This window comes from Streptomyces sp. NPDC054961, assembly GCF_053609145.1.
Genome location: NZ_JBSGWY010000022.1, coordinates 102,443 through 122,739, shown reverse-complemented (window position 1 = coordinate 122,739; position 20,297 = coordinate 102,443). Strand labels below are relative to the sequence as shown.

At 75.1% G+C, this 20,297-nt stretch carries 18 protein-coding genes; 9 read left to right on the top strand and 9 right to left on the bottom strand.

Features of this window, described 5'->3' with window-relative positions:
• Positions 1 to 5: 5 nt before the first annotated feature.
• The 8 genes from ACWF9Z_RS20955 to ACWF9Z_RS20920 all read right to left on the bottom strand — a co-directional run bounded on the left by ACWF9Z_RS20955 (position 6) and on the right by ACWF9Z_RS20920 (position 8,046).
• The gene (locus ACWF9Z_RS20955) at positions 6 to 1,106 is read right to left on the bottom strand and encodes an FAD-dependent oxidoreductase (protein WP_453604106.1); all 1,101 of its coding nucleotides are present in this window, start codon (positions 1,104 to 1,106) and stop codon (positions 6 to 8) included.
• A gap of 44 nt (positions 1,107 to 1,150) precedes the next feature.
• Entirely contained in the window at positions 1,151 to 2,512 is a 1,362-nt protein-coding gene (locus ACWF9Z_RS20950) for a cytochrome P450 (protein WP_453604104.1), read from the bottom strand.
• A gap of 40 nt (positions 2,513 to 2,552) precedes the next feature.
• Positions 2,553 to 3,230 (bottom strand): HAD family hydrolase, encoded by a 678-nt coding sequence (locus tag ACWF9Z_RS20945; protein ID WP_453604103.1) that lies wholly within the window; start codon positions 3,228 to 3,230, stop codon positions 2,553 to 2,555.
• Positions 3,231 to 3,282: 52 nt separating this feature from the next.
• Positions 3,283 to 3,762 carry an Lrp/AsnC family transcriptional regulator gene (locus tag ACWF9Z_RS20940; RefSeq protein ID WP_453604101.1) on the bottom strand — a complete coding sequence of 160 codons (480 nt, stop codon included), beginning with the start codon at positions 3,760 to 3,762 and terminating at the stop codon, positions 3,283 to 3,285.
• Positions 3,763 to 3,774: 12 nt separating this feature from the next.
• Positions 3,775 to 4,512 (bottom strand): DUF1295 domain-containing protein, encoded by a 738-nt coding sequence (locus tag ACWF9Z_RS20935; protein WP_453604128.1) that lies wholly within the window; start codon positions 4,510 to 4,512, stop codon positions 3,775 to 3,777.
• Between the two features lie 56 nt (positions 4,513 to 4,568).
• A complete protein-coding gene (locus ACWF9Z_RS20930) occupies positions 4,569 to 5,912 on the bottom strand; it encodes a class I SAM-dependent methyltransferase (RefSeq protein ID WP_453604099.1) in 1,344 nt (447 codons plus the stop codon).
• Positions 5,909 to 6,682, bottom strand: a complete 774-nt coding sequence (locus tag ACWF9Z_RS20925; RefSeq protein ID WP_453604098.1) for a DUF1365 domain-containing protein — start codon at positions 6,680 to 6,682, stop codon at positions 5,909 to 5,911. Before ACWF9Z_RS20925 ends, ACWF9Z_RS20930 begins: the two co-directional genes overlap by 4 nt.
• A gap of 86 nt (positions 6,683 to 6,768) precedes the next feature.
• Positions 6,769 to 8,046, bottom strand: coding sequence for an NAD(P)/FAD-dependent oxidoreductase (locus tag ACWF9Z_RS20920; protein WP_453604096.1), 1,278 nt, complete (start codon positions 8,044 to 8,046; stop codon positions 6,769 to 6,771).
• A gap of 233 nt (positions 8,047 to 8,279) precedes the next feature.
• On the opposite strand from ACWF9Z_RS20920, the gene ACWF9Z_RS20915 reads away from it, so the two are divergent.
• The 3 genes from ACWF9Z_RS20915 (at position 8,280) to ACWF9Z_RS20905 (ending at position 12,356) form a co-directional block, all read left to right on the top strand.
• Positions 8,280 to 9,785 carry an SDR family oxidoreductase gene (locus ACWF9Z_RS20915; protein WP_453604094.1) on the top strand — a complete coding sequence of 502 codons (1,506 nt, stop codon included), beginning with the start codon at positions 8,280 to 8,282 and terminating at the stop codon, positions 9,783 to 9,785.
• Positions 9,786 to 9,915: 130 nt separating this feature from the next.
• The gene (locus tag ACWF9Z_RS20910; protein ID WP_453604092.1) at positions 9,916 to 11,292 is read left to right on the top strand and encodes a cryptochrome/photolyase family protein; all 1,377 of its coding nucleotides are present in this window, start codon (positions 9,916 to 9,918) and stop codon (positions 11,290 to 11,292) included.
• 35 nt (positions 11,293 to 11,327) lie between these two features.
• Positions 11,328 to 12,356, top strand: a complete 1,029-nt coding sequence (locus ACWF9Z_RS20905) for a MerR family transcriptional regulator (protein WP_453604090.1) — start codon at positions 11,328 to 11,330, stop codon at positions 12,354 to 12,356.
• Here ACWF9Z_RS20905 and ACWF9Z_RS20900 read toward each other — a convergent pair.
• On the bottom strand, positions 12,268 to 12,843 hold the full coding sequence (locus ACWF9Z_RS20900; protein WP_453604088.1) for an RNA polymerase sigma factor: 576 nt from the start codon (positions 12,841 to 12,843) through the stop codon (positions 12,268 to 12,270). The two genes, ACWF9Z_RS20905 and ACWF9Z_RS20900, sit on opposite strands and share 89 nt — an antisense overlap.
• A gap of 122 nt (positions 12,844 to 12,965) precedes the next feature.
• Between ACWF9Z_RS20900 and ACWF9Z_RS20895 the strand changes: the two genes are divergently transcribed.
• The 6 genes from ACWF9Z_RS20895 to ACWF9Z_RS20870 all read left to right on the top strand — a co-directional run bounded on the left by ACWF9Z_RS20895 (position 12,966) and on the right by ACWF9Z_RS20870 (position 20,091).
• The gene (locus tag ACWF9Z_RS20895) at positions 12,966 to 13,559 is read left to right on the top strand and encodes a histidine phosphatase family protein (RefSeq protein WP_453604087.1); all 594 of its coding nucleotides are present in this window, start codon (positions 12,966 to 12,968) and stop codon (positions 13,557 to 13,559) included.
• A 45-nt stretch (positions 13,560 to 13,604) separates the two neighbouring features.
• On the top strand, positions 13,605 to 15,221 hold the full coding sequence (locus ACWF9Z_RS20890; protein WP_453604085.1) for an APC family permease: 1,617 nt from the start codon (positions 13,605 to 13,607) through the stop codon (positions 15,219 to 15,221).
• 112 nt (positions 15,222 to 15,333) lie between these two features.
• Positions 15,334 to 15,762 carry a universal stress protein gene (locus ACWF9Z_RS20885; RefSeq protein WP_453604083.1) on the top strand — a complete coding sequence of 143 codons (429 nt, stop codon included), beginning with the start codon at positions 15,334 to 15,336 and terminating at the stop codon, positions 15,760 to 15,762.
• Between the two features lie 298 nt (positions 15,763 to 16,060).
• The gene (locus ACWF9Z_RS20880) at positions 16,061 to 17,554 is read left to right on the top strand and encodes an FUSC family protein (protein ID WP_453604126.1); all 1,494 of its coding nucleotides are present in this window, start codon (positions 16,061 to 16,063) and stop codon (positions 17,552 to 17,554) included.
• A gap of 246 nt (positions 17,555 to 17,800) precedes the next feature.
• Complete coding sequence (locus ACWF9Z_RS20875; RefSeq protein WP_453604081.1) at positions 17,801 to 18,949, top strand: nitric oxide synthase oxygenase; 1,149 nt, start codon at positions 17,801 to 17,803, stop codon at positions 18,947 to 18,949.
• A 53-nt stretch (positions 18,950 to 19,002) separates the two neighbouring features.
• Entirely contained in the window at positions 19,003 to 20,091 is a 1,089-nt protein-coding gene (locus ACWF9Z_RS20870) for a lactonase family protein (protein WP_453604079.1), read from the top strand.
• Positions 20,092 to 20,297: the final 206 nt, after the last annotated feature.

Genomic DNA, 20,297 nt, shown 5'->3' with positions numbered 1-20,297 from the left:
ACTCCTCAACGGGCCGCGGCCGGGGTCCGTGTGAGGAAGCGGCGGATCTCGCGGGTCGCGGAGCCGCCGGCCCGGTTCGCGCCGATGGTGGATGCCGAAGGGCCGTAGCCGACCAGGTGGACGCGCTCGTCGCGGACGGCGCGGGTGCCCGCGAGGCGGATGCCGCCGCCCGGCTCGCGCAGGCGCAAGGGCGCCAGGTGGTCGATGGCGGCGCGGAAACCGGTGGCCCACAGGATCACGTCGGCCTCCACGCGCCGCCCGTCGGCCCAGGCGGCGCCTTTGGCCGTGAGGTGGTCGAACAGGGGCCGGCGCTCCAGGACCCCCGACGCGAGTCCGCCCCGGACCGCCTCGTTCAGCGGCAGTCCGGTCACGCTGACCACGCTCTGCGGGGGCAGCCCCCGGCCCACCCGGTCCTCCACCAGGGCCACCGCCGCGCGGCCCTCGGCTTCGCCGAAGCTCCCGTCGCGGAACACCGGGGGCCGCCGGGTGACCCAGGTGGTCTCCGCCGCGACCTCGGCGATCTCCAGCAGGTGCTGCACCGCCGAGGTGCCGCCTCCCACCACGATGACGCGGGCCCCGGCGAACTCGTCCGGCCCGGGGTAGTTCGCCGTATGGAGCTGGCGGCCGCGGAAGACCTCCTGCCCGGGATAGCGGGGCCAGAACGGCCGGTCCCAGGTCCCGGTGGCGTTGATCAGCGCCCGCGCCGAGAAGGTGCCGGAGCCGGACTCCACCAGCAGCCTCCGGTCCGCCCCCTCGCGTACGGCCGTCACGTCCACGGGCCGGCGCACGCGCAGACCGAAGCGCTCCTCGTACGCGGCGAAGTACTCCGCGATCACCTCGGAGGACGGCCGGAGCGGATCGGCTCCGACGAGCTCCATTCCCGGCAGCGCGTGCATGCCGTGGACCTTGCCGTAGGTCAGCGAGGGCCAGCGGAACTGCCAGGCGCCGCCGGGGCGGGGCGCATGGTCCAGGACCACGTGGCCGATGCCCGCCCGCGCCAGATGGTAGGCGCTGGACAGGCCCGCCTGCCCGGCGCCGATGACCACCACGTCCGTGACGGCCGCGACCGTCCTGCCGGCTGTGGTCCGCTCCGAAGATTCGTTCACGGTTCTACCAACCGGGCACGGCGGCGGGATCTTCCCGCACCCCGCTACGGATGGTTCGCGCGGAGCGTCGCCAGGACCCGGCCGACGGGCTGGAGGGTCAGGCCCGGGAGGACCTTCGCGCGTCCGGGGCCGCTGTCCAGGTGGAAGCGCTGGGCCAGGACGGCCAGTACGAGGGCGGCCTCGACCAGGGCGAAGCGGGCGCCCAGGCAGGCGCGGGGGCCGCCGCCGAAGGGGAACCAGGCGTGCTCCGGCACCGGATGGGGCGCGTCCGTGTCCCAGCGCTCCGGGCGGAAGGCCTCCGGCTCCGGGAACCAGCGCGCGTCCCGGTGCATCGACCACGGGCTCGCCCAGACCGACAGGCCGGCCGGGACCGGCCGCCCGCCGAGGGTCGCACCCTCCGTCGCCACCGCCGAGATCAGCCAGATCGGCGGGTAGATCCGCAGGGCCTCCTTGACCACCTGCTGGGTCCAGGGCAGCCGCGCGTAGTCCTCGTACGTCGGCAGCCGGCCGCCGAGCACCCGGTCCAGCTCCTCCGTCAGCCGCCCGCGCGCCTCGGGGGCGCCGGACAGCAGCTGCCAGGCCCAGGTCAGGGTGGTCGAGGTGGTTTCGTGGCCGCCGATGTACAGGGTGATCGACTCGTCCCGCAGCTCCGTGCGCGACAGCGGTCCGCCGTTCTCGTCGCGGGCGGCGAGGAGCCGGCTCAGCAGGTCGTCCCGCTCCTCGCCGGCCGCCGAGGCCGCCTCGTGCTCCTGTATGACGTGCTCGATCTCCCGGTCGAGGACGGCCACCGCGGCCCGCATCCGGCGCCGGCCCGGCGTCCGCACCCAGGGCGGCAGGAACAGGGTCACCCCCCGGAACTCCGCGCTCAGTTCCCGCTGGGCCGTGGCCATGGCCGCGCTGATCGGCGCCTCCCGCCCGGCCGCGTCGCTGCCGAACAGGGTGCGCACCGCGATCCGTTGCGTGAGCCCGGCCATCTCCTGGTGCACGTCGATCCGGTCGCCCTCGCTCCAGGCGGAGGCCAGCGCGTCGGCGCACTCGACCATCGTGGCCGCGTACGTGCGCACTTGGCGCGGGCGCACCGAGGGCTGGACCAGCGCCCGCTTGCGCCGCCAGTCCTCGCCCGTGGCCACGACCACTCCGTTGCCGAGCAACTGACGGAAGGCCCAGCCCAGTTCGGTCGGCTTGAAGGCGGACTCGACGGCGCCCAGCAGTTCACCGGCGTGCTCGGGCCGGGAGACCAGCACGTTGCGCTGCGGGCCGAGCGCCCACGGCACCCAGTCGCCGTACTCGTCGCGCAGCGACTCGAAGAAGGCCAGCGGGTCGCGGGCGAAGGCGGGAAGGTTTCCGACCAGGGGCCACCGGCGCGGTCCGCGCTCGGCTCCCGAAGACAGCGGGGTGGCGGTCACCCCGGCATGGTGACAGCGCCGGCGCGAGGACGCCAGGGGATCAGGCGCCCCGGAGCTCCGCGATCCAGCCGTAGGCGGCGTCCGCGCTGAACTCCCGCTGACCGGCGGGGAAGAGCAGACCGGCCGTCGAGAGGGCCGGATCGTCGGCGGTGGCCGCCACGTACGGGACCGCCACGCACTCCATGCCCGCCGCACGGGCGGCCAGCGCGCCGGGAGCCGCGTCCTCGACGACCACGCAGTCGGCGGGATCCGCGCCCAGCCGCCGCGCCGCCTCCAGGAACACGTCCGGAGCGGGTTTGCCGCGCTCCACCTCCTCGGCGGAGACCACCGTGGTCAGCAGTGCGTCCAGCCCGGTTCCGGCCAGGACCGCGTCGATCGCCTCGCGCGAGGACCCCGAGGCCACCGCCATCGGGACGCCGTCCCCGTGCAGCCGCTCGACGAACGTGCGCATCTCGGGGTACGCCTCGGTACGGGTGCGGGCGAGCTCCAGGTAGGCGGCGTTCTGCTCGGTGAGCAGCTGTTCCACCGGGGCCTGGATGCCGTAGGCGTCCCGGAGGATCTCCAGCGTCTCCAGGGTGCCGATGCCGATGTACCGGGAGTGCTGCTCCCAGGTGAAATCGGGGACCCCGTGCCGCTCCAGGGTGCGCCGCCCGGACTCGTAGTAGTTCGGCTCGCTGTCCACGAGGGTGCCGTCGAGATCGAATATGACGGAGATCATGCGCCGTGCCCGTCCTGCCCGTGCCGGTCCTGTACCTGTCTCGGCCATCTTGTCAGGATGTGCGTGCGGCTCGTCCCACGGACTCGACCAGCGGCAGCAGCCGGTGCGCCACCCGCTCGCGCAGCGCGACCTCGGTCCGGGTGCGGACCACCCCGGGGAGCCGGATCAGCCGCTGGATCACGTCCTCGAGATGCGCGTTGTCCCGCGCGGCCACCCGGGTCAGCAGGTCCCCGCCGCCGGTGATCGAGAAGGCCTCGATGATCTCGGGTACGGAGGCCAGCGCGTCGCCGACCTCGTCCAGGTGCCCCTGGGTGACCTCGATGTGCACGAAGGCCAGCACCGGGTGCCCGAGCGCGGCCGGCGAGAGGACGGGCCCGGTCCCGGTGATCACCCCGGTGCGCTCCAGCCGGTCGAGCCGGGCCTGGAGGGTGCCGCGGGCGACGCCGAGGATGCGGGCGTACTCCCGGACGCTGGTGCGCGGCTGCTCGATCAGCAGGCGCAGGATCCGTGTGTCGAGCTCGTCCACCGCCATGCCGCGACCTTATCAACGCGCAGGTGGGGCGGCTTCCCGCCGTGGCGGCCACGGCAGGAAGCCGCTGGTGCGCCGGCGGTACTCCGCGTAGCCGGGCCGGTCCGCCATGTGCCGCTCCAGCAGCCGCTTCCCGCTGCCGGCGATCAGCAGGTAGGACATCACGAGCGGGGAGACCACCGACACCGCCGCCGCACCGGCCGAGGTCCACGCGGTCAGGGACAGGCCCCACCACACGCAGAAGTCGCCGAAGTAGTTCGGGTGCCGGGTCCAGGCCCACAGGCCCCGGTCCATGACGCGGCCCCGGTTCGCGGGATCGGCCTTGAACCGGGCGAGCTGGTGGTCGCCGACCGCCTCGAAGAGCAGCCCGCACAGCCACAGCGCCGTGCCCGTCGCCGCCAGGACGCCGGGGCGTCCGCTCGCGTACGCCGCGGCCTGCACGGGCAGCGAGACCAGCCACACCAGGGCCGCCTGGAGCAGGTAGACCATGCGCAGCGCGTACAGGTTCCGGTTGCCCGGAGCCTTGGCGAGCATCCGCTCGTAGCGCGGATCCTCGCCGTGCCCCCGGCCGCGCCAGGCGATGTGCCCGGCCAGTCGCAGTCCCCACACCGTCGCCAGGGCGGCCGGCAGCGGGTGCCGGCCGCCCGACGCGGCGAAGGTGGCCGCCGCGACCGCGACGAAACCCAGGCCCCATGCCACGTCCACCACCCGGTGCGTGCCGAGGCGGACCCCGACGGCGAAGGCGGCCAGCATGACGGCGAGCGCGGACCCGGCCGAGAGGGCCAGGTTCAGGCCGAAGCCCTCCCAGTTCACCGCGGGCCGCCTCCTTGCGCCGTCAGCTGGAACTGGTGCACGTCCAGGTACCCGGAGGCGAATCCGGCCTCGCAGTAGGCCAGGTAGAAGGTCCACATCCGGCGGAACGTCGCGTCGAAGCCGAGCGCCGCCACCCGGTCGGTCCGCTCGGCGAACCGCTCCCGCCACAGGCGCAGCGTCTGCGCGTAGTGGGCCCCGTAGGACTCGGTGCGGGTCACGCGCAGTCCCGTGTGGCGCAGGGCCGTCTCCTCCAGCACGCGCACCGACGGCAGCATGCCCCCGGGGAAGACGTACTTGTGGATCCAGGTGTACGTGTTCCTCGTGGCCAGCATCCGCTCGTGCGGCATGGTGATCGACTGGAGCGCCACCCGCCCGCCCGGGGCCAGCAGCCGCTCCAGCGCGGCGAAGTACACCGGCCAGTACTCGGCGCCGACCGCCTCGATCATCTCGACGCTCACGACGGCGTCGTAGCGGCCCTCGGCCTCCCGGTAGTCGCACAGCCGCACCTCGACGCGGTCCGCGAGCCCGGCCGCCGCGATCCTGCGCAGCGCCAGTTCCCGCTGTTCGCGCGAGAGGGTCAGGGTGACGACCCGCGCGCCGCGCCGGGCGGCCCGGATCGCCAGCTCGCCCCAGCCCGTCCCGATCTCCAGGAGGCGGGTGTCCGGGCCCACTTCCGCCAGGTCCAGCAGCATGTCGATCTTGCGGTGCTGGGCCTCGGCGAGCTGCTCCGGCCCGGCGGGCAGGGAGCGGAAGACGGCGCAGGAGTAGGTCATGGTCGGATCGAGGAACTCGGCGAAGAGCTCGTTCGACAGGTCGTAGTGGCGCCTGACGTTCGTCCGCGAACCGTCCGGGGTGTTGCGGTCCGCGGCCGGGTGCCGGGCCGCCCACAGGCCGCGGAGGCGCTGGAGCGGGGCCGGTACCAGTCCCGTCACATGGCCGGCCAGGACGGTCAGGACGGCGACCGGGTCGCGCGCGTCCCACTCCCCGGCGAGATAGGACTCGCCGAAGCCGATCAGGCCCTCGGCGGCGATCCGGCGTTCGAAGGCGGCCGGTTCGTACACCGCCATCGCCGGGCCGCCCCGCCCCAGGGCCCCGTCCGGGCCCATCTTCACCTGGAGCGGCAGCCGGTCCAGCGCCCTGCGGATCAGCAGGCGGCCGACGGCGGCCCGGGTGCGGGAGCAGGGCGGCACGGCCGGGACGGTGAGGACGGCGCTCGGAGCGGGGTCCGCCGGAGCGGGGACGGCCTGCGGGAGGACGGCCTGCGGGAGGACGGCCGGCGGGGCCGGGATCGCGGTGGTGCGGATCGTGCCCGCGGGGGTCGGGTCATGGGGGCTGTTCACTTCAGGCCTTCCTGGGGGACGTGTCGTGGGCGCGGCCGCACCGGCAGGCCGCGCAGCCACAGTCGGATGCCGTGGACCCGGATGCCGGTGCTCACGGCGGCGGTGGACCAGGGGTGGCGCCGCACCGCGCGCAGCACCCCGAGGGCGCCCGCGGGGCGGCGCTCGCCGCGGACGGTCGCGGTGAGCCGGGCGCCGTCCGCGCCGCCCGCCAGCCGGACGGTCAGGGCGAGGCGTTCGCCCGGCTCGGGCAGCCGCATCCGGTACTCGCCCTCCACGGCGAGGAACGGCGAGACGTAGAACTCCTTCGGCGTGCCGGGTGTGCCGGGTGTGCCGGGTGTGCCGTCCGCCGTGCCCCCGGTCCGCTTCGCGGTGTCCGGGGCGAGCAGGTAGCAGTGCCGCTCGCCGTACGTGTTGTGGACCTCGGCGACCACGTGGCGCAGCGATCCGTCCGGCCCGTGGCACCAGTACACGCTCAACGGGTTGAAGACGTGACCGAGGACGCGGGCATGCGCCAGCATCAACACCCGTGAACCGGGCGGAAGTCCGGCCCCGCGTGCGGCGAGGAAGGCGTCCAGGCCGGCCCGGATGGACGCACCGCCGCCGCCGAAGTGGTCCCGCGCCTCGAACCGGGCGAGGGCGCGCAACGGCCGGGGGAGCCGGGGGAGTTCACCGAGGTCGACCAGCCACAGGTAGGTGCGGTGGCGGAGCCGGTAGCGGATCGGGCCCGACCGGACGTGGCGGATCTCGGCCTCGTAGAGGCTGGGCGTCACCGGGGACGGGGGCCCGGACCCGGACCCGGACCCGGACCCGGACCCGGGCGCGGACCCGGACCCGGGCGCGGACCCGTCGAGGAGCCTCACCACGCCACCCCCAGCGCGGCGGCCGCCTCCACGCCCGAGCGGCAGCCGTCCTCGTGGAACCCCCACCCGTGGTAGGCGCCGGCGAAGGCCGTCACCGGCCCCGACAGTGCGGGCAGCAGCCGCTGCGCGGCCACCGACTCCGTGGTGTAGACGGGGTGTTCGTACTCCATCTCGGCCAGCACCAGTTCGGGCCGCACCCGGTCGCCGGCGTTGAGCGTGACCACGAACGGCTGTGGCCCGTCCAGCCCCTGGAGCCGGTTCATGTCGTAGCTGACCCGCACGCGGGCATCGTCCGGACGGCACCCGGACAACCGGTAGTTCCAGCACCCCCGGGCCCCCGCCGCGCGCGGCAGCACCGAGGTGTCCGTGTGCAGCACGGTCCGGTTGCGGGAGTAGCGGAACGCGCCGAGCGCCGTGCGCTCCGCGTCCGTCGGATCGGCCAGCAGGCGCAGCGCCTGATCGGCGTGGACGGCCACGACCACCGAGTCGTACAGGTCCGTGGCCCCGCCCGCCGTGGTCACCGCCACACCCTGCGGGGTGCGCGCGACCGTCCGTACCGGCGTCGCGGCGTACACGCTGTCGAGCCGCTCGCGCAGCCGCTCCACGTAGCGCGCCGAGCCGCCTTCGACCGTACGCCAGCGCGGCGATCCGCCCACCGACAGCATGCCGTGGTGCTCCAGGAAGCGGAACAGGTAGCGAGCCGGGTACCCGAGCGCCGTGTCCGGCGGACACGACCACACCGAGGCCACCAGGGGGATCGCGAAGTGCGCCGTGAAGTAGGACCCGAAGCGGCCCCGTTCCAGGAACTCGGCCAAGGTGGGCTCGCGCACCGGGGCCCCCGCCGCCAGCAACCGCCGCGCCGCCCGGTGGAACGCCGGGATCCGCGCCAGCATCCGCAGGTACGCCGGGCGCGCCGCGGACCGGGGCCGGGCGAACAGGCCGCGCGGCCCGCGCGCCCCCGCGTACTCCAGCCCGCACCCCTCGCAGTGGACGGCCAGGCTCATGGTCGTCGGCCGGGTGGCCACCCCCAGCTCGCCGAAGAGCCGCGTCAGGTGCGGGTAGGTGCGGTCGTTGTGGACGATGAACCCCGAGTCCACCGCCCGCACCAGGCCGTCCGGCCCCTTCACGTCATGGGTGTGCGCGTGCCCGCCCAGCCGGTCGTCCGCCTCGTACAGGGTCACCTCGTGCGAGCGCGCCAGCACGTACGCCGCCGTCAGCCCCGAAACGCCCCCGCCGACCACGGCGGTGCGCGGGCGCGATCTCCGCTCGGTCATCTCGTTCCTCCCTCTCCCACCCCTACTTCGGAGCGGAGGGGGGTCTTGGATGTGCCGTCCGGGGGGATTCCCGCATCCGATGCGTGGCGCCCCGGCGAATGGGAGGTGGGGGAGGAAGCGCCGGGGCACCCTGTCCGGGCGACGGCGCGCGCAGCGGTACGCGGCCGGACGCGTGCGGTACGCGGTCGGGGTGCGGGGCGGCGCACCGTCGGGAACGAGGAGCGGAGACAACCATGACGGGCATGAACTGCCTGGTCACCGGAGCCACCGGCTACATCGGCGGTCGCCTGGTGCCCGAACTCATCGAGGCCGGGCACCGCGTCCGATGCCTCGCCCGCACCCCCGGGAAACTGCGCGACCACCCGTGGGCCGGGCAGGTCGAGACCGTCCGCGGGGACGTCACCGACGCGCCGAGCCTGGCGGCCGCGATGGCCGGGATCGACGTGGCCTACTACCTCGTGCACGCCCTCGGCACCGGATCCGGGTTCGAGGAGCGCGACCGCGCCGCCGCCCGGACCTTCGCGGAGCAGGCCCACGCCGCCGGAGTCCGCCGCATCGTCTACCTCGGCGGCCTCACCCCGGCCGGCATCCCCGTCCGCTCCCTTTCCCCGCACCTGCGCTCCCGCGCCGAGGTCGGCGAGATCTTCCTCGCCGGACCCGTCCCGGCGACCGTCCTGCGCGCCGCCGTCGTCATCGGCTCCGGCTCCGCCTCCTTCGAGATGCTGCGCTACCTGACCGAGCGGCTGCCCGTCATGGTCACCCCCAGCTGGGTCGGTACGCGCTGCCAGCCCATCGCCGTCCGCGACGTCCTGCGCTACCTGGTCGGCAGCGCCGGCATGCCGCCCGAGGTGAACCGCGCCTTCGACATCGGCGGCCCCGACGTGGTCACGTACGAGGAGATGATGCGCCGCTACGCCGTCGTGGCCCGGCTGCCCGCCCGCCTGATCCTGCGGGTCCCGATGCTGACCCCGAGGCTGTCCAGCCACTGGATCGGCCTGGTCACCCCCGTACCGCGCGCGCTGGCCCGGCCGCTCGCCGAATCCCTGCGGCACGAGGTGGTCTGCGCGGAGCACGACATCGCCGACCACGTCCCCGACCCGCCCGGCGCGCCCATCGGCTTCGACGAGGCCCTGGCCCTCGCGCTCCAGCGGATCCGGGACGCCCGGGTGGACACCCGCTGGTCCTCGGCCGCGGTGCCCGGCGCGCCGAGCGATCCCCTGCCCACTGACCCCGACTGGGCGGGCGGCAGCCTCTACACCGACCGGCGGGAGTGCGCGGTCGAGGCCTCGCCCGGAGCGCTCTGGCGGGTGGTGGAGGGCATCGGGGGCGAGAACGGCTGGTACTCCTTCCCCCTGGCCTGGGCCCTGCGGGGCTGGCTGGACCGGCTCGTCGGCGGAGTCGGCATCCGCCGCGGCCGCCGGGACGCGGCCCGGCTGCGGGTGGGGGACTCCCTCGACTTCTGGCGGGTCGAGGAGATCATCCCGGGCCGGCTGCTGCGCCTGCGCGCGGAGATGCGGCTGCCCGGGCTGGCCTGGCTCGAACTGCGTGCCGACCCCCCGTCCCCGGGGGACGGGGGCGGCGCCCGCTACCGGCAGCGGGCGCTGTTCCACCCGCGCGGCCTGCTCGGCCACCTGTACTGGTGGAGCGTGTCCCCGTTCCACGCCGTCGTCTTCGGCGGCATGGCCCGCAACATCGCCCGCGCGGCGGAACGCCTGGACCGCGACCCGGCGCAACCGTGACCCGGCGGGGCCCCGGGCGGGCCCCGACCCCCGGGAACGAACGGCCTCGACCCCGCATCCGGGTGACGGGTCCGCCACGAAGTACGTGACGACACCCCGTCCCCACATCCCCCCACACGGAGCGAGCCCCATGAACGTCGCGGTGGTCCTCTACACCTCCGACCTGCGGCTGCACGACCATCCGCCGCTGCGTGCCGCACTGTCCTCCTCCGGGCAGGTGGTTCCGCTCTTCGTCCGGGACCCCGGGGTCCCCGCGCCGCCCAACCGGCTCGCCTTCCTCGCCGACTGCCTCGCCGACCTCGACGCGGGGCTGCGCTCCCGCGGCGGCCGGCTCGTCGTCCGCTCCGGCGACGCCGTCGCCGAGACCCTCGCCCTCGTACGGGAGGCCGACGCCGACGAGGTGCACATGGCCGGCGGAGTCAGCGCCTACGCCCACGCGCGCGAAGACCGGCTGCGCACCGCCCTCGAGGCCGAGGGCCGGCGGCTCTACGTCCACGACGCCGTGATCACCGCCGTGGCGCCCGGGGCCGTCCTCCCCGCCGGGTCCGACCACTTCGCCATCTTCACCCCGTACCACCGCCGCTGGGCGGACCAGCCCCTGCGGGCCCTCGCGCCCGCGCCCCGCGGCGGCGTCCGGGTCCCCGACGCCGTCCGCTCCGAGCCGCTGCCCGAGCGCGCCGCCGTCACCGGCACCTCCCCGGGCCTCGCCCCCGGCGGCGAGCACGAGGGCCGCCGGCTGCTGGCCCGCTGGCTGGGTTCCGGGATCTCCCGCTACGGGGACGTCCACGACGACCTGGCCGGCGACGCCACGTCCCGGCTCTCCCCGCACCTGCACTTCGGCACGCTCTCGGCCGCCGAGACCGTCCACCGGGCCCGCGCGGCCGGCGGCCCCGGCGCCGAGGCCTTCGTACGGCAGGTGTGCTGGCGCGATTTCCACCACCAGGTGCTCGCCGCCCGCCCCGGGTCGGCCGCGGCGGACTACCGCCCCCGCGGGGACGGCTGGCGGACGGGCCCGGCCGCCGAGGAGGAGATCCAGGCCTGGAAGGAGGGCCGGACCGGCTATCCGGTGGTCGACGCGGCCATGCGCCAGCTCGCCCACGAGGGCTGGATGCACAATCGCGCGCGGCTGCTGACCGCGAGCTTCCTCACCAAGACCCTGTACGTCGACTGGCGCGTCGGTGCCCGCCACTTCATGGACCTCCTCGTGGACGGGGACCTGGCCAACAACCAGCTCAACTGGCAGTGGGTGGCGGGCACGGGTACCGACTCCCGCCCCAACCGGGTCCTCAACCCGGTCCGCCAGGGCCTGCGCTACGACCCCGACGGCGCCTACGTGCACCGCTGGCTCCCCGAACTCGCCTCGCTCGCCGCTCCGCGCGTGCACGAACCGTGGCGGCTGACGGGACCGGAGCGGGCCGCCTACGACTACCCCGGCCCGGTGGTCGAACTCGCCGACGGCCTCGACCGCTTCCGCCGCGGCCGCGAGGCCGGGTCCGGCGCCGGGTGAGCACCCGGGGACCCGCCGCGCCGTACGGTGGAACGGTGGAGCCCGAACCCCCGCAGTCCCCGCCCGCCGCGCTCGGCACGGGCGCCGTCGCCCGGCGCCTGGGGGTCTCGCCGACCACGCTGCGCTCGTGGGAGCGCCGCTACGCCATCGGCCCGGCCCGCCGCGAAGACGGCCGGCACCGCCGCTGGACCCCCGGGGACATCGCCCGCCTGGAGCTGATGTGCCGCCTCACCACCCAGGGCGTGCCGCCGTCCGAGGCGGCCCGGGTGGCCCGGGGCACGGCCCCCGGGGCCCTCGCCCCCGCAGCGCCGCCGGTCGGTGCGGCGGCCCCGGGAGGGCCCCGCGCGCTGCGCCTCGGGGACGTCCGCCCGGAGTGCAGGGGGCTCGCGCGGGCCGCCGTACGACTGGACGCGCCGGCCGTGGAGGACCTGCTGGCCGGCGCGCTCGCGGAGCTGGGCCTGGTCACCGCGTGGGAGGAGGTGATCGCGCCGACCCTGCACGCGGTGGGCCGCAAGTGGGCCTCGGCGGGGGAGCGTTACATCGAGGTGGAACACCTGCTGTCCTGGTACGTCTCCTCGGCCCTGCACCGGATCCGGCCCGCCCCGGAGCCGCTCCGGACCCCTCCGGTGCTGCTGGCCTGCACGCCGGGGGAGCAGCACAGCCTGCCGATGGAGGCGTTGGCGGCCGCTCTCGGGGAACGCGCGCTGCCCGTGCGGATGTTCGGAGCCGCGCTGCCCGCCGACGCCCTGTGCGAGGCGGTGCGGCGGACGGGTCCGCGGGCCGTCGTCCTCTGGGCGCAGTCCCGTACGACCGCGGACGCGTCGCTCTCCCGGTCCGTCGCGGGCATCGAGTGGGGTCCGCGCGGCGCCCGGGGCCATTCGGCGCTGCTGCTCGCCGGGCCCGGCTGGGGCGCCGGAACCCCGGCCCTGCCCGCCCGCGCCGAGCGGCTGTTCGGGCTCCGCTCGGGGCTGGCGGTCATCGAGTCGGTTGCGGCAGGCGCTGCGGGAGGCCCGGCTCCAGCGACTGCCGCAGGAGGTGCAGCGCCCGCCGCATGTGGCTCTTGACGGTGCCGAGCGGCAGTCCGGTGCGGTCCGCGATCTGCGACTGGGTCAGGTCCGCGTAGAAGGCGAGCCGCAGCACCCGCTGCTGCGCCGAAGGCAGCCGGGCCAACTCCTCCAGCACCACCACCCGTTCCACGGCCCGTTCCGGGCCCGGCACCGGCTCCGGAGTGGCCAGGGCGCTGAGGCGGACGGCGGCGTCGGCCGCCTTCGCCCGCCGGGTCCGGGCCGCCAGGGCGTCGGCCACCTTGTGGCGAGTGATGCCGGTCAGCCAGGCCCCGAAGCCGCCCGGCCCGGGGCGGTAGCCGTTCCGGCCGCGCCAGGCGGCGAGGAACACCTGCTGGGTCACGTCCTCGGCCTCCCGCTCGTCGCCCAGCGAGCGCCGGGCGAGGGAGTGCACCAGCGGCCGCCAGTGCCGGTAGACCACCGCCACGCAGTCCTCGTCGCCGGCCGCGAAGCCCGCCGCGACGTGATCGCCGTACTCGATGTCCATGCACCGAGACTGTCGAGAGCGGATCCCGGGACCAACTTGCATCGCTTGCGCATCGTTTCCGGGCCTGCCTCCGCGACCCGCTCGTACGGCGCGGACCTGCCGGGGGGACTAGGGTCCGAAGGATGAGCGACCTGCTGCTGGTGAGGCACGGCGAGACGGCCTGGAGCGCGACCGGGCGGCACACCGGGCGCACCGACGTCCCGCTGACCGCGCGCGGGGTCGAGGAGGCCCTCTCGCTCGCCCCGTCCTTCCGGGACCGGCGCCAGGCCCTGGTGGTGACCAGCCCGCTGCGCCGGGCGGTCGCCACGGCCCAGCTCGCCGGTCTGACCGGCGGCGTCACCGACCCCGACCTGTACGAGTGGGACTACGGCGGCTACGAGGGCGTCACCACCGCGGAGATCCTGCGCGAGCGCCCCGGCTGGTCCCTGTGGACCGACGGGGTACCGCCCGGCGACGCGGAGCACCCGGGTGAGGACGCCGCCCAGGTCGGCGCCCGCGTGGACCGGGTGCTCGACCGGGTGGCCGACATCCTGCGCGAGGACCGGGGTGACGTGGTCCTGGTCGCCCACGCCCACCTGCTGCGCGTGCTGACCGCGCGCTACCTCGGCCTGCCCCCCGAGGCCGGACGCCTGTTCCTGCTCCGCACGGGCACCTTCAGCCGCCTCTCCACGGAGCACGGCCTCCCCGTGATCGCGGGCTGGAACACCCGCCCCTGACGCTCCCGCCTCGCGCGCCGACCCGGTCTGCGTGAGGATGCCTACATGGCTCACCACGGCGCGGACGGCGGCCTCCCAGAGCCCCCGGAGCGGGAACCGGGACCAGGAACAGGACCGGGATCAGGGCCGGGACCGGCGGCAGGACCGGGAGCGACCGCGGGCGTGGGCACCGACCCCTCAGCGGACCCCGACGCGGACCCGGGCCTCAAGGCCAACGCGATCGGATTCCTCGACGCGCTCGTCATCGGTCTGAACTCCACGTCGCCCGCCTACTCCCTGGCCGCGGTCATCGGCCCGATCGTCGCGCTCGCCGGGATCTACGCGCCCGGGGTCATGCTGGCCTCCTTCGTGCCGATGCTGCTGATCGCCGCCGCCTTCTACTACCTCAACAAGGTCGACCAGGACTGCGGAACCACGTTCTCGTGGGTGACGCGCGCCATGGGCCCCTGGGCGGGCTGGCTCGGCGGCTGGGCCATCGCGATGACCGGCGTGCTCGTCATCGGCTCCCTCGCCGACGTGGCCGTCCACTTCGGCCTGCTCGCCGCCGGACTCGACGGCTGGGCGGCGAACGAGGTGATCCGCCAGACGCTCGCCGTCGCCGTGATCCTGGTCATGACCGCCGTCTGTGTCGTGGGCACCGAGATGTCCGCCCGGCTCCAGGACGTCCTGATCCTCGCCCAGGTCTTCTTCCTGCTGGCCTTCGCGGTGGTCGCCCTCTACCGCGTCTACGCCGACACCAGCAGCCTCGACGCGATCAGGCCCTCCGTGCAATGGCTCAACCCCTTCGGCGCCGGCGGCGCCGCCCTGACCGGCGGTCTGCTGCTCGGCGTCTTCATCTACTGGGGCTGGGAGTCGGCGGTCAACCTCACCGAGGAGGTCGAGGACTCCGCCACCGCGCCGGGCAAGGCGGGCATCTGGTCCACCGTGGTGCTCCTGGTGACGTACCTGTCCGTCGGCTTCGCGGTCGTCGCCTACGCGGGCACGGAGTTCCTCGCCGCGAACGCGGGCGAGGAGGAGGCCGTCTTCGCCGTCCTCGCGCACGAGGTCATGGGCGGCTGGGACTGGGTCGTCCTGCTCGCCGTCTGCACGTCCGCCCTCGCCTCCACCCAGACCACGATCATCCCCGCCTCCCGCACCGCCCTGTCGATGGCCCGCCGGCACGCCCTGCCGCCGCACCTCGCCCACATCCATCCGCGCTTCAGGACCCCCGACGTGAGCACCTGGTGGGTGGCCGCCATCGCCATCTTCTGGTACCTCTCCGTCAACCAGATCAGCGAGAACGCCCTCCTGGACTCGCTCACCGCCCTGTCCCTGCTCATCGCCTTCTACTACGCGCTCACCGGCGTGGCCTGCGCCGTGTACTACCGCCGCCACCTGCTGGAGAGCGTGCACAACTTCCTGCTGATCGGCCTCGGCCCGGTGGTCGGCGCCGGACTGCTCGCCTGGCTGCTGGTGAAGTCCGTCGCCAGCATGGCGGACCCGGGGAACTCGGCGGGCGGCGTCTCCTGGTACGGACTGGGCCCGCCGCTGGTCATCGGGATCGGCATCGCCGTCGTCGGAGTGCTGATCATGTGCTTCTGGCGGGTCCGGGACGGACGCTTCTGGCTGGAGCGGCGCGGCGTCGTCGACCCGGACCTCGTCCACGGGATCAGGAAGCCCTGACCCGGCCCCCGCCCTCCGGCTGGTCCTCCGGCCCGCCCCGGTCCTGCCCCCGCCCCCGCCCTGCCGCGGCCCCCGCCTCCGGCCCCGTCGCACGAGCCCGAGAGGAGTACCGATGTCCGTCGTCCTCGGATACGACGAATCGCCCGGCGCGGAGCGCGCCCTGCGCGTGGCGCTGGAGGTGGCCACCGCCTTCGGCGAGCCGCTCGTCCTCGTCTACGGGGCGGCCGCCCCCGGCGCCGCCGGCGAGGAGTACCGCGCGCACCGGGAGGCCGTCCGCGAGGCCGGCCGCAGCGCGCTGGCCCGCGCGGTGGAAGCCGCGGACGAGGCGGGGGTGCCCTCCACGGTCGAGGTGATGGACGAGAAACCGGCCCCGGCCCTCCTCGACGCCGCCCGGCGGCACCGGGCGCGCGTGATCATCGTCGGGAGCTGGGGCGACAGCCCGATCCGGGGCGCCCTCCTGGGCTCCACCCCGCACAAGCTGCTGCACCTCTCCCCGGTCCCGGTCCTCTGCGTCCCGACGGAGAGCCCCCCGGACCCCTAGGGGGTGTCCGGCCCCGCCTGCCGCCGCCCCGTGGCCCGCTGGCTCCGTCTGGCCGAAAATCGCCGCAGGGAACTGTGCCAATGGCCCACCTCTCCGACGCCGAGTTGAGCCAATAGGTCTCCGGATGCTTATCTGTGTCATATCCATGTACTTACGGGCGCCGCGCGGCGCCGGAGCGGCAACGGCGCCGCACCGGAGCGCGGCGCCTTCGCCGTGTCCGCACGCCGCCCACCACCCCCGGGCGGAAGCCGGCCCGGCGTGTTCATCGCAAGGGGGGCGGCACACCGCCGTGAAGAGGATGTTCGTGGCTCCGGACCCGGGGCGCGCAAGGCTCAGGAACTCCACGCGGGCCGTCATCGGCATCGCGTTCGCCGTGACGTCGGCCGAGCTGTGCGGGTTCTCGCTGGTCGCGTCGATCACCGGGGGGCTGGCCGCGCTGCTCGCGCTCTTCACCGTGCTCGACCCGACGGTGCGCGCCCAGCGGGTGACCACCGCCCTGCTGCCCGTCGCCGGTTTCCCGGTGCTGGCGCTGGCCACCACCCTGCACGGGGTTCCGCTCGCCCGTGACGCGGCCCTCCTCGCGGTCGTCTTCGCCGGGGTCCACGCCCGCCGGTTCGGCCCCCGTGGACACGCGCTCGGGGTCTTCGGCTTCATGATGTTCTTCGTCACCCAGTTCCTGCACGCGCGGCCCGCACAGCTCCCCGAGCTGTTCGCGGCCGTCACCCTGGCGCTGCTGTCCGCGGCGGCCGTCCGCTTCGCGCTCTGGCCCATCGAGCGGCGCACCCCGCCCGCCCCCGCGCCGCCCGGACTGCCCGGTACGGGGCTGGCGCGGCCCACGACCCGGCAGGCCTTCCAGGCGACCGCCGCCTGCGCCTTCGCGCTCGGCATCGGCCAGGCGCTCTCCGAGGACCGCTGGTACTGGGCCGTCGGCACCGCCTGGTGGATCTTCGTCAACACGGCCTCCCGGGGCGAGACCCTGGTCCGGGGCTTCCGCCGGGTCCTCGGCACGGTCGTCGGCATCGCCGCCGGCCTGCTGGTCGCGGTGCCGCTGCACGGAGCCCCCGTCCCCACGGCCGCGCTGGTCGCGGTGTGCGTGTTCGGCATCTTCTACACCGCCGCCCCGTCGTACTCCTGGATGATGTTCTTCGTCACCGTCATGGCGGGACTGCTCTACGGACTCCTCGGCGTGCTCCACCCCGGCCTGCTGCTCCTGCGCTTCGAGGAGACCGCCGTCGGCGCGCTGGGCGCCGCGCTCGCCGTCGTCCTCGTCCTGCCCGTCACCACGCACGCCGCCAACGAGGCCTGGATCCAGCGCGCCCTGCACTGCGTACGGGCCTCCACCGCGGCCTCCCTCGACCGGCTCGCCGGGGACCCCGACGCCGATCCGGCCCCGCACGCCGCCGAGCTCGAACTGCTGCTGGGCCGGGTACGGATGGCCCTCGCGCCCCTCGTCCACCCGCTGAGCCCGCTTCGCGCCCGCAAGGCGCGGGCCCGCCAGGTCCTCGGGCTGCTCGACGACTGCGCCCGCGAGGTGCGCGGACTGGTGACCGTCGCGGCTGATCCGCAGGCTTCGCACGACGCCCGTCTCGCCGCCGCCTGCTGGCGCGTGGAGGCGGCCGTGGCGACGCTGACCGGACCGCGCGATGCCTCGGAACCCAGCGCCCCGCCCGCCCCGCGCCCGCACGCCGCCGAGCCCGCCCTGGCCCACCTGCACGGCCTGGAACACGCGCTGGTCGCCCTGCACGTCCCGCTGCGCACCCACCCCCGGGCCCCGCTGGTCATCAGCGCCTGACCCGGGGGCGCACGGCCGTGCCGGGCCGTCGGTCGTTCCGGGCCGTCGGCCCGGGATTTTCGGCGGATCATACGCCCCGCCGCCGCCCGTCCGCAGGCCGATCGGCGAAGAGCACACGGAGGAGTGTTCCGGGCGCTCGCCACGTACGGCGCTGACCTGCGACATGTACAACGGCTGATGGTGCGTCGCGCCTTCATCCGGCACGTACAGGGTGGATCCGGTCGGACAGGGGGGTAACTGCCCGTGATGGAAATGCTTCGACAGCGCTCCACCACCGCCCAGGTATGGGAAGCGGCCGAGGAGTTCGTCCGGCTGTTCCACAGGGAGAACCCGGACGCGGGTGACCCGCGCGCACGGCTCGCCGCCGTGCGGGCCGAGCTCGCCGGGACGGGCACCTACCGGCACACTCCCGAAGAGCTCGTGCACGGCGCCCGGGTGGCCTGGCGCAACAGCAACCGCTGCATAGGCAGGCTGTACTGGAACTCCTTGCGCGTGCGTGACCGCCGCGGGCTCACCGAGGCCGGGGAGATCGCGGAGGAGTGCTTCGCACACCTCCGCGAGGCGACCAACGGCGGCAGGGTCCGGCCCACGATCACGGTCTTCGCGCCCGATGCCCCGGACCGGCCGGGGCCGCTGATCTGGAGCGAGCAACTGGTCCGGTACGCCGGCTACGGGGACCACCCCTCCGTCACCGTCGGTGACGCCCGCAACGCCGAGCTCACGAGCGCCCTGCTCGCCCTCGGCTGGGCCCGGGGCTCCGGGACCCCCTTCGACCTGCTGCCGCTGGTCGTCCAGGGGGTCGACGACAAACCCCGCTGGTTCGACGTCCCCCCGGACGCCGTCCTGGAAGTGCCCATCGAGCACCCGGACGGGGAGCGGGGCGGCGACGGCTGGACGGACTGGGGCCTGCGCTGGCACGCCGTACCGGCCATCTCCAACATGTGCCTGGAGATCGGCGGCATCCACTACCCGGCGGCGCCCTTCAACGGCTGGTACATGGGCACCGAGATAGGTGCCCGCAACCTCGCCGACACGGACCGCTACAACCTGCTGCCCGCCGTCGCCCGCCGGATGGGCCTCGACACCGCCAGCGACCGCTCCCTCTGGAAGGACCGGGCGCTCGTCGAACTCAACCGGGCGGTGCTGCACTCCTTCGACCGGGCCAAGGTCACCATCGCCGACCACCACACCGAGTCCCGGCGCTTCCTGACCCACGTGGAGAAGGAGGAGCGCAGGGGGCGGGACGTGGGCGCGGACTGGTCCTGGATCGTGCCGCCGATATCCGGTTCGGCAACTCCCGTCTTTCATCGTACTTTTGAGGACACACCGAGCGCGACGGCGTACGTTCATCATCGGGGCGCGCAGGAGCGGGCCCAGGGGCGCGACTTGGTCTAGACCTTCTGTTAGCGTCCTCCCGTACGGATCCGGAACGGCGGAGAGGGACTCCAGTGGGCGACGCGGACAGTGTTGTGGGCGGTACGGACCGTACGGCCCGCGGCGGCGGACACCGGGCCTGGATCGGCTCGTTCACCTCGGGGGGCGGCCGCGGTGTCACCACCGCGGCCGTGGATCCGGCCACCGGGTCGCTGACCGCCCTGTCGGTGACCGGCGCCCTCGCGGACCCCTCGTACCTCGCCCACGACCGGCGCACCGGCGTGCTCTACGCCGTGAGCGAGACCGACCGCGGCGCGGTGGGAGCCTTCCGGACCACCGCCGACGGGCTGACCCCCCTCGGAACCGCCGTCGGGGTCGGTGGCGCCGGCCCCACCCACCTCAGCGTGGCCGGGCGCCGGCTGCTGACCGCCCACTACACCTCCGGCAGCGTCAGCAGCCTCCCGCTCGCCGAGGACGGCTCGATCGGCGGGCCCCCCGAGGTGCTCGCCCACCACGGCTCCGGCCCCGACGCCGGGCGGCAGAAGGGACCGCACGCCCACCAGGTGCTGCCCGACCCCACCGGCCGCTGGGTGCTCAGCGTCGACCTCGGGACCGACTCGGTACGGGTCTGCGCGTCCCACCCGGCCACCGGAGCCCTGCGCGTCCACGCCGAGACCGCGCTGCGCGCCGGGACCGGCCCCCGCCACCTCGCCTTCCACCCCTCCGGCGAGGTGGTCTACGTCCTGCACGAGCTGGATCCGCAGCTGACCGTCTGCCGCTGGAACGCGGGGTCGGGCGCACTGGAACCGGTCTCGGAGGTTCCGGTGGCCTCCCAGGGCGGCTCAGGGGCTCCGGAGGTCTGTCCCTCGGCGATCGTGGCCTCGCCCGACGGCCGGTTCGTATGGGCGGCCGTCCGCGGCGCCGACACCATCGCCACCTTCTCCCTCGCCGGCGGCGCCGAGAAGCCGCAGCTCACCGGGACCGTGCCGTGCGGGGGTGACTGGCCGCGCGACCTCGCCGTCGACCCGTCCGGGCGCCGGCTCTACGCGGCCAACGAGCGTTCCGGGGACGTCACCTGGTTCGACGTGGACCAGCTGACCGGACAGCCGCGCCGCGCCGGATCGCTGGCCGTACCCGCCGCCACCTGCGTGGTCTTCGGCTGACACCCGCGCCGAGACGGCCGGCGCGGGAGCGGCACCCGCACCCGCCCCGTCACGGGCGAGGGCGCCGCCGCCCCCCCCACCCGCCGCGGGGGGCCCTCCCGGGGCCGTTCGCGGCCCCCGACGCCCCCCCGGGGCCCCCGTCGGGGTGTTCGGGCGCGGTCCCGCTCGACTCCCGCACCCCCTACGACGCCCGCGAGGTCATCGCC

What these genes read in the sequence shown, in the direction of transcription:
- ACWF9Z_RS20945 (WP_453604103.1), bottom strand. Translation starts at nt 3,230, where the DNA reads ATGATCTCCGTCATATTCGATCTCGACGGCACCCTCGTGGACAGCGAG.
- ACWF9Z_RS20940 (WP_453604101.1), bottom strand. Translation starts at nt 3,762, where the DNA reads ATGGCGGTGGACGAGCTCGACACACGGATCCTGCGCCTGCTGATCGAG.
- ACWF9Z_RS20935 (WP_453604128.1), bottom strand. Translation starts at nt 4,512, where the DNA reads ATGCTGGCCGCCTTCGCCGTCGGGGTCCGCCTCGGCACGCACCGGGTG.
- ACWF9Z_RS20920 (WP_453604096.1), bottom strand. Translation starts at nt 8,046, where the DNA reads ATGACCGAGCGGAGATCGCGCCCGCGCACCGCCGTGGTCGGCGGGGGC.
- ACWF9Z_RS20915 (WP_453604094.1), top strand. Translation starts at nt 8,280, where the DNA reads ATGACGGGCATGAACTGCCTGGTCACCGGAGCCACCGGCTACATCGGC.
- ACWF9Z_RS20910 (WP_453604092.1), top strand. Translation starts at nt 9,916, where the DNA reads ATGAACGTCGCGGTGGTCCTCTACACCTCCGACCTGCGGCTGCACGAC.
- ACWF9Z_RS20900 (WP_453604088.1), bottom strand. Translation starts at nt 12,843, where the DNA reads ATGGACATCGAGTACGGCGATCACGTCGCGGCGGGCTTCGCGGCCGGC.
- ACWF9Z_RS20895 (WP_453604087.1), top strand. Translation starts at nt 12,966, where the DNA reads ATGAGCGACCTGCTGCTGGTGAGGCACGGCGAGACGGCCTGGAGCGCG.
- ACWF9Z_RS20890 (WP_453604085.1), top strand. Translation starts at nt 13,605, where the DNA reads ATGGCTCACCACGGCGCGGACGGCGGCCTCCCAGAGCCCCCGGAGCGG.
- ACWF9Z_RS20885 (WP_453604083.1), top strand. Translation starts at nt 15,334, where the DNA reads ATGTCCGTCGTCCTCGGATACGACGAATCGCCCGGCGCGGAGCGCGCC.
- ACWF9Z_RS20880 (WP_453604126.1), top strand. Translation starts at nt 16,061, where the DNA reads ATGTTCGTGGCTCCGGACCCGGGGCGCGCAAGGCTCAGGAACTCCACG.
- ACWF9Z_RS20875 (WP_453604081.1), top strand. Translation starts at nt 17,801, where the DNA reads ATGGAAATGCTTCGACAGCGCTCCACCACCGCCCAGGTATGGGAAGCG.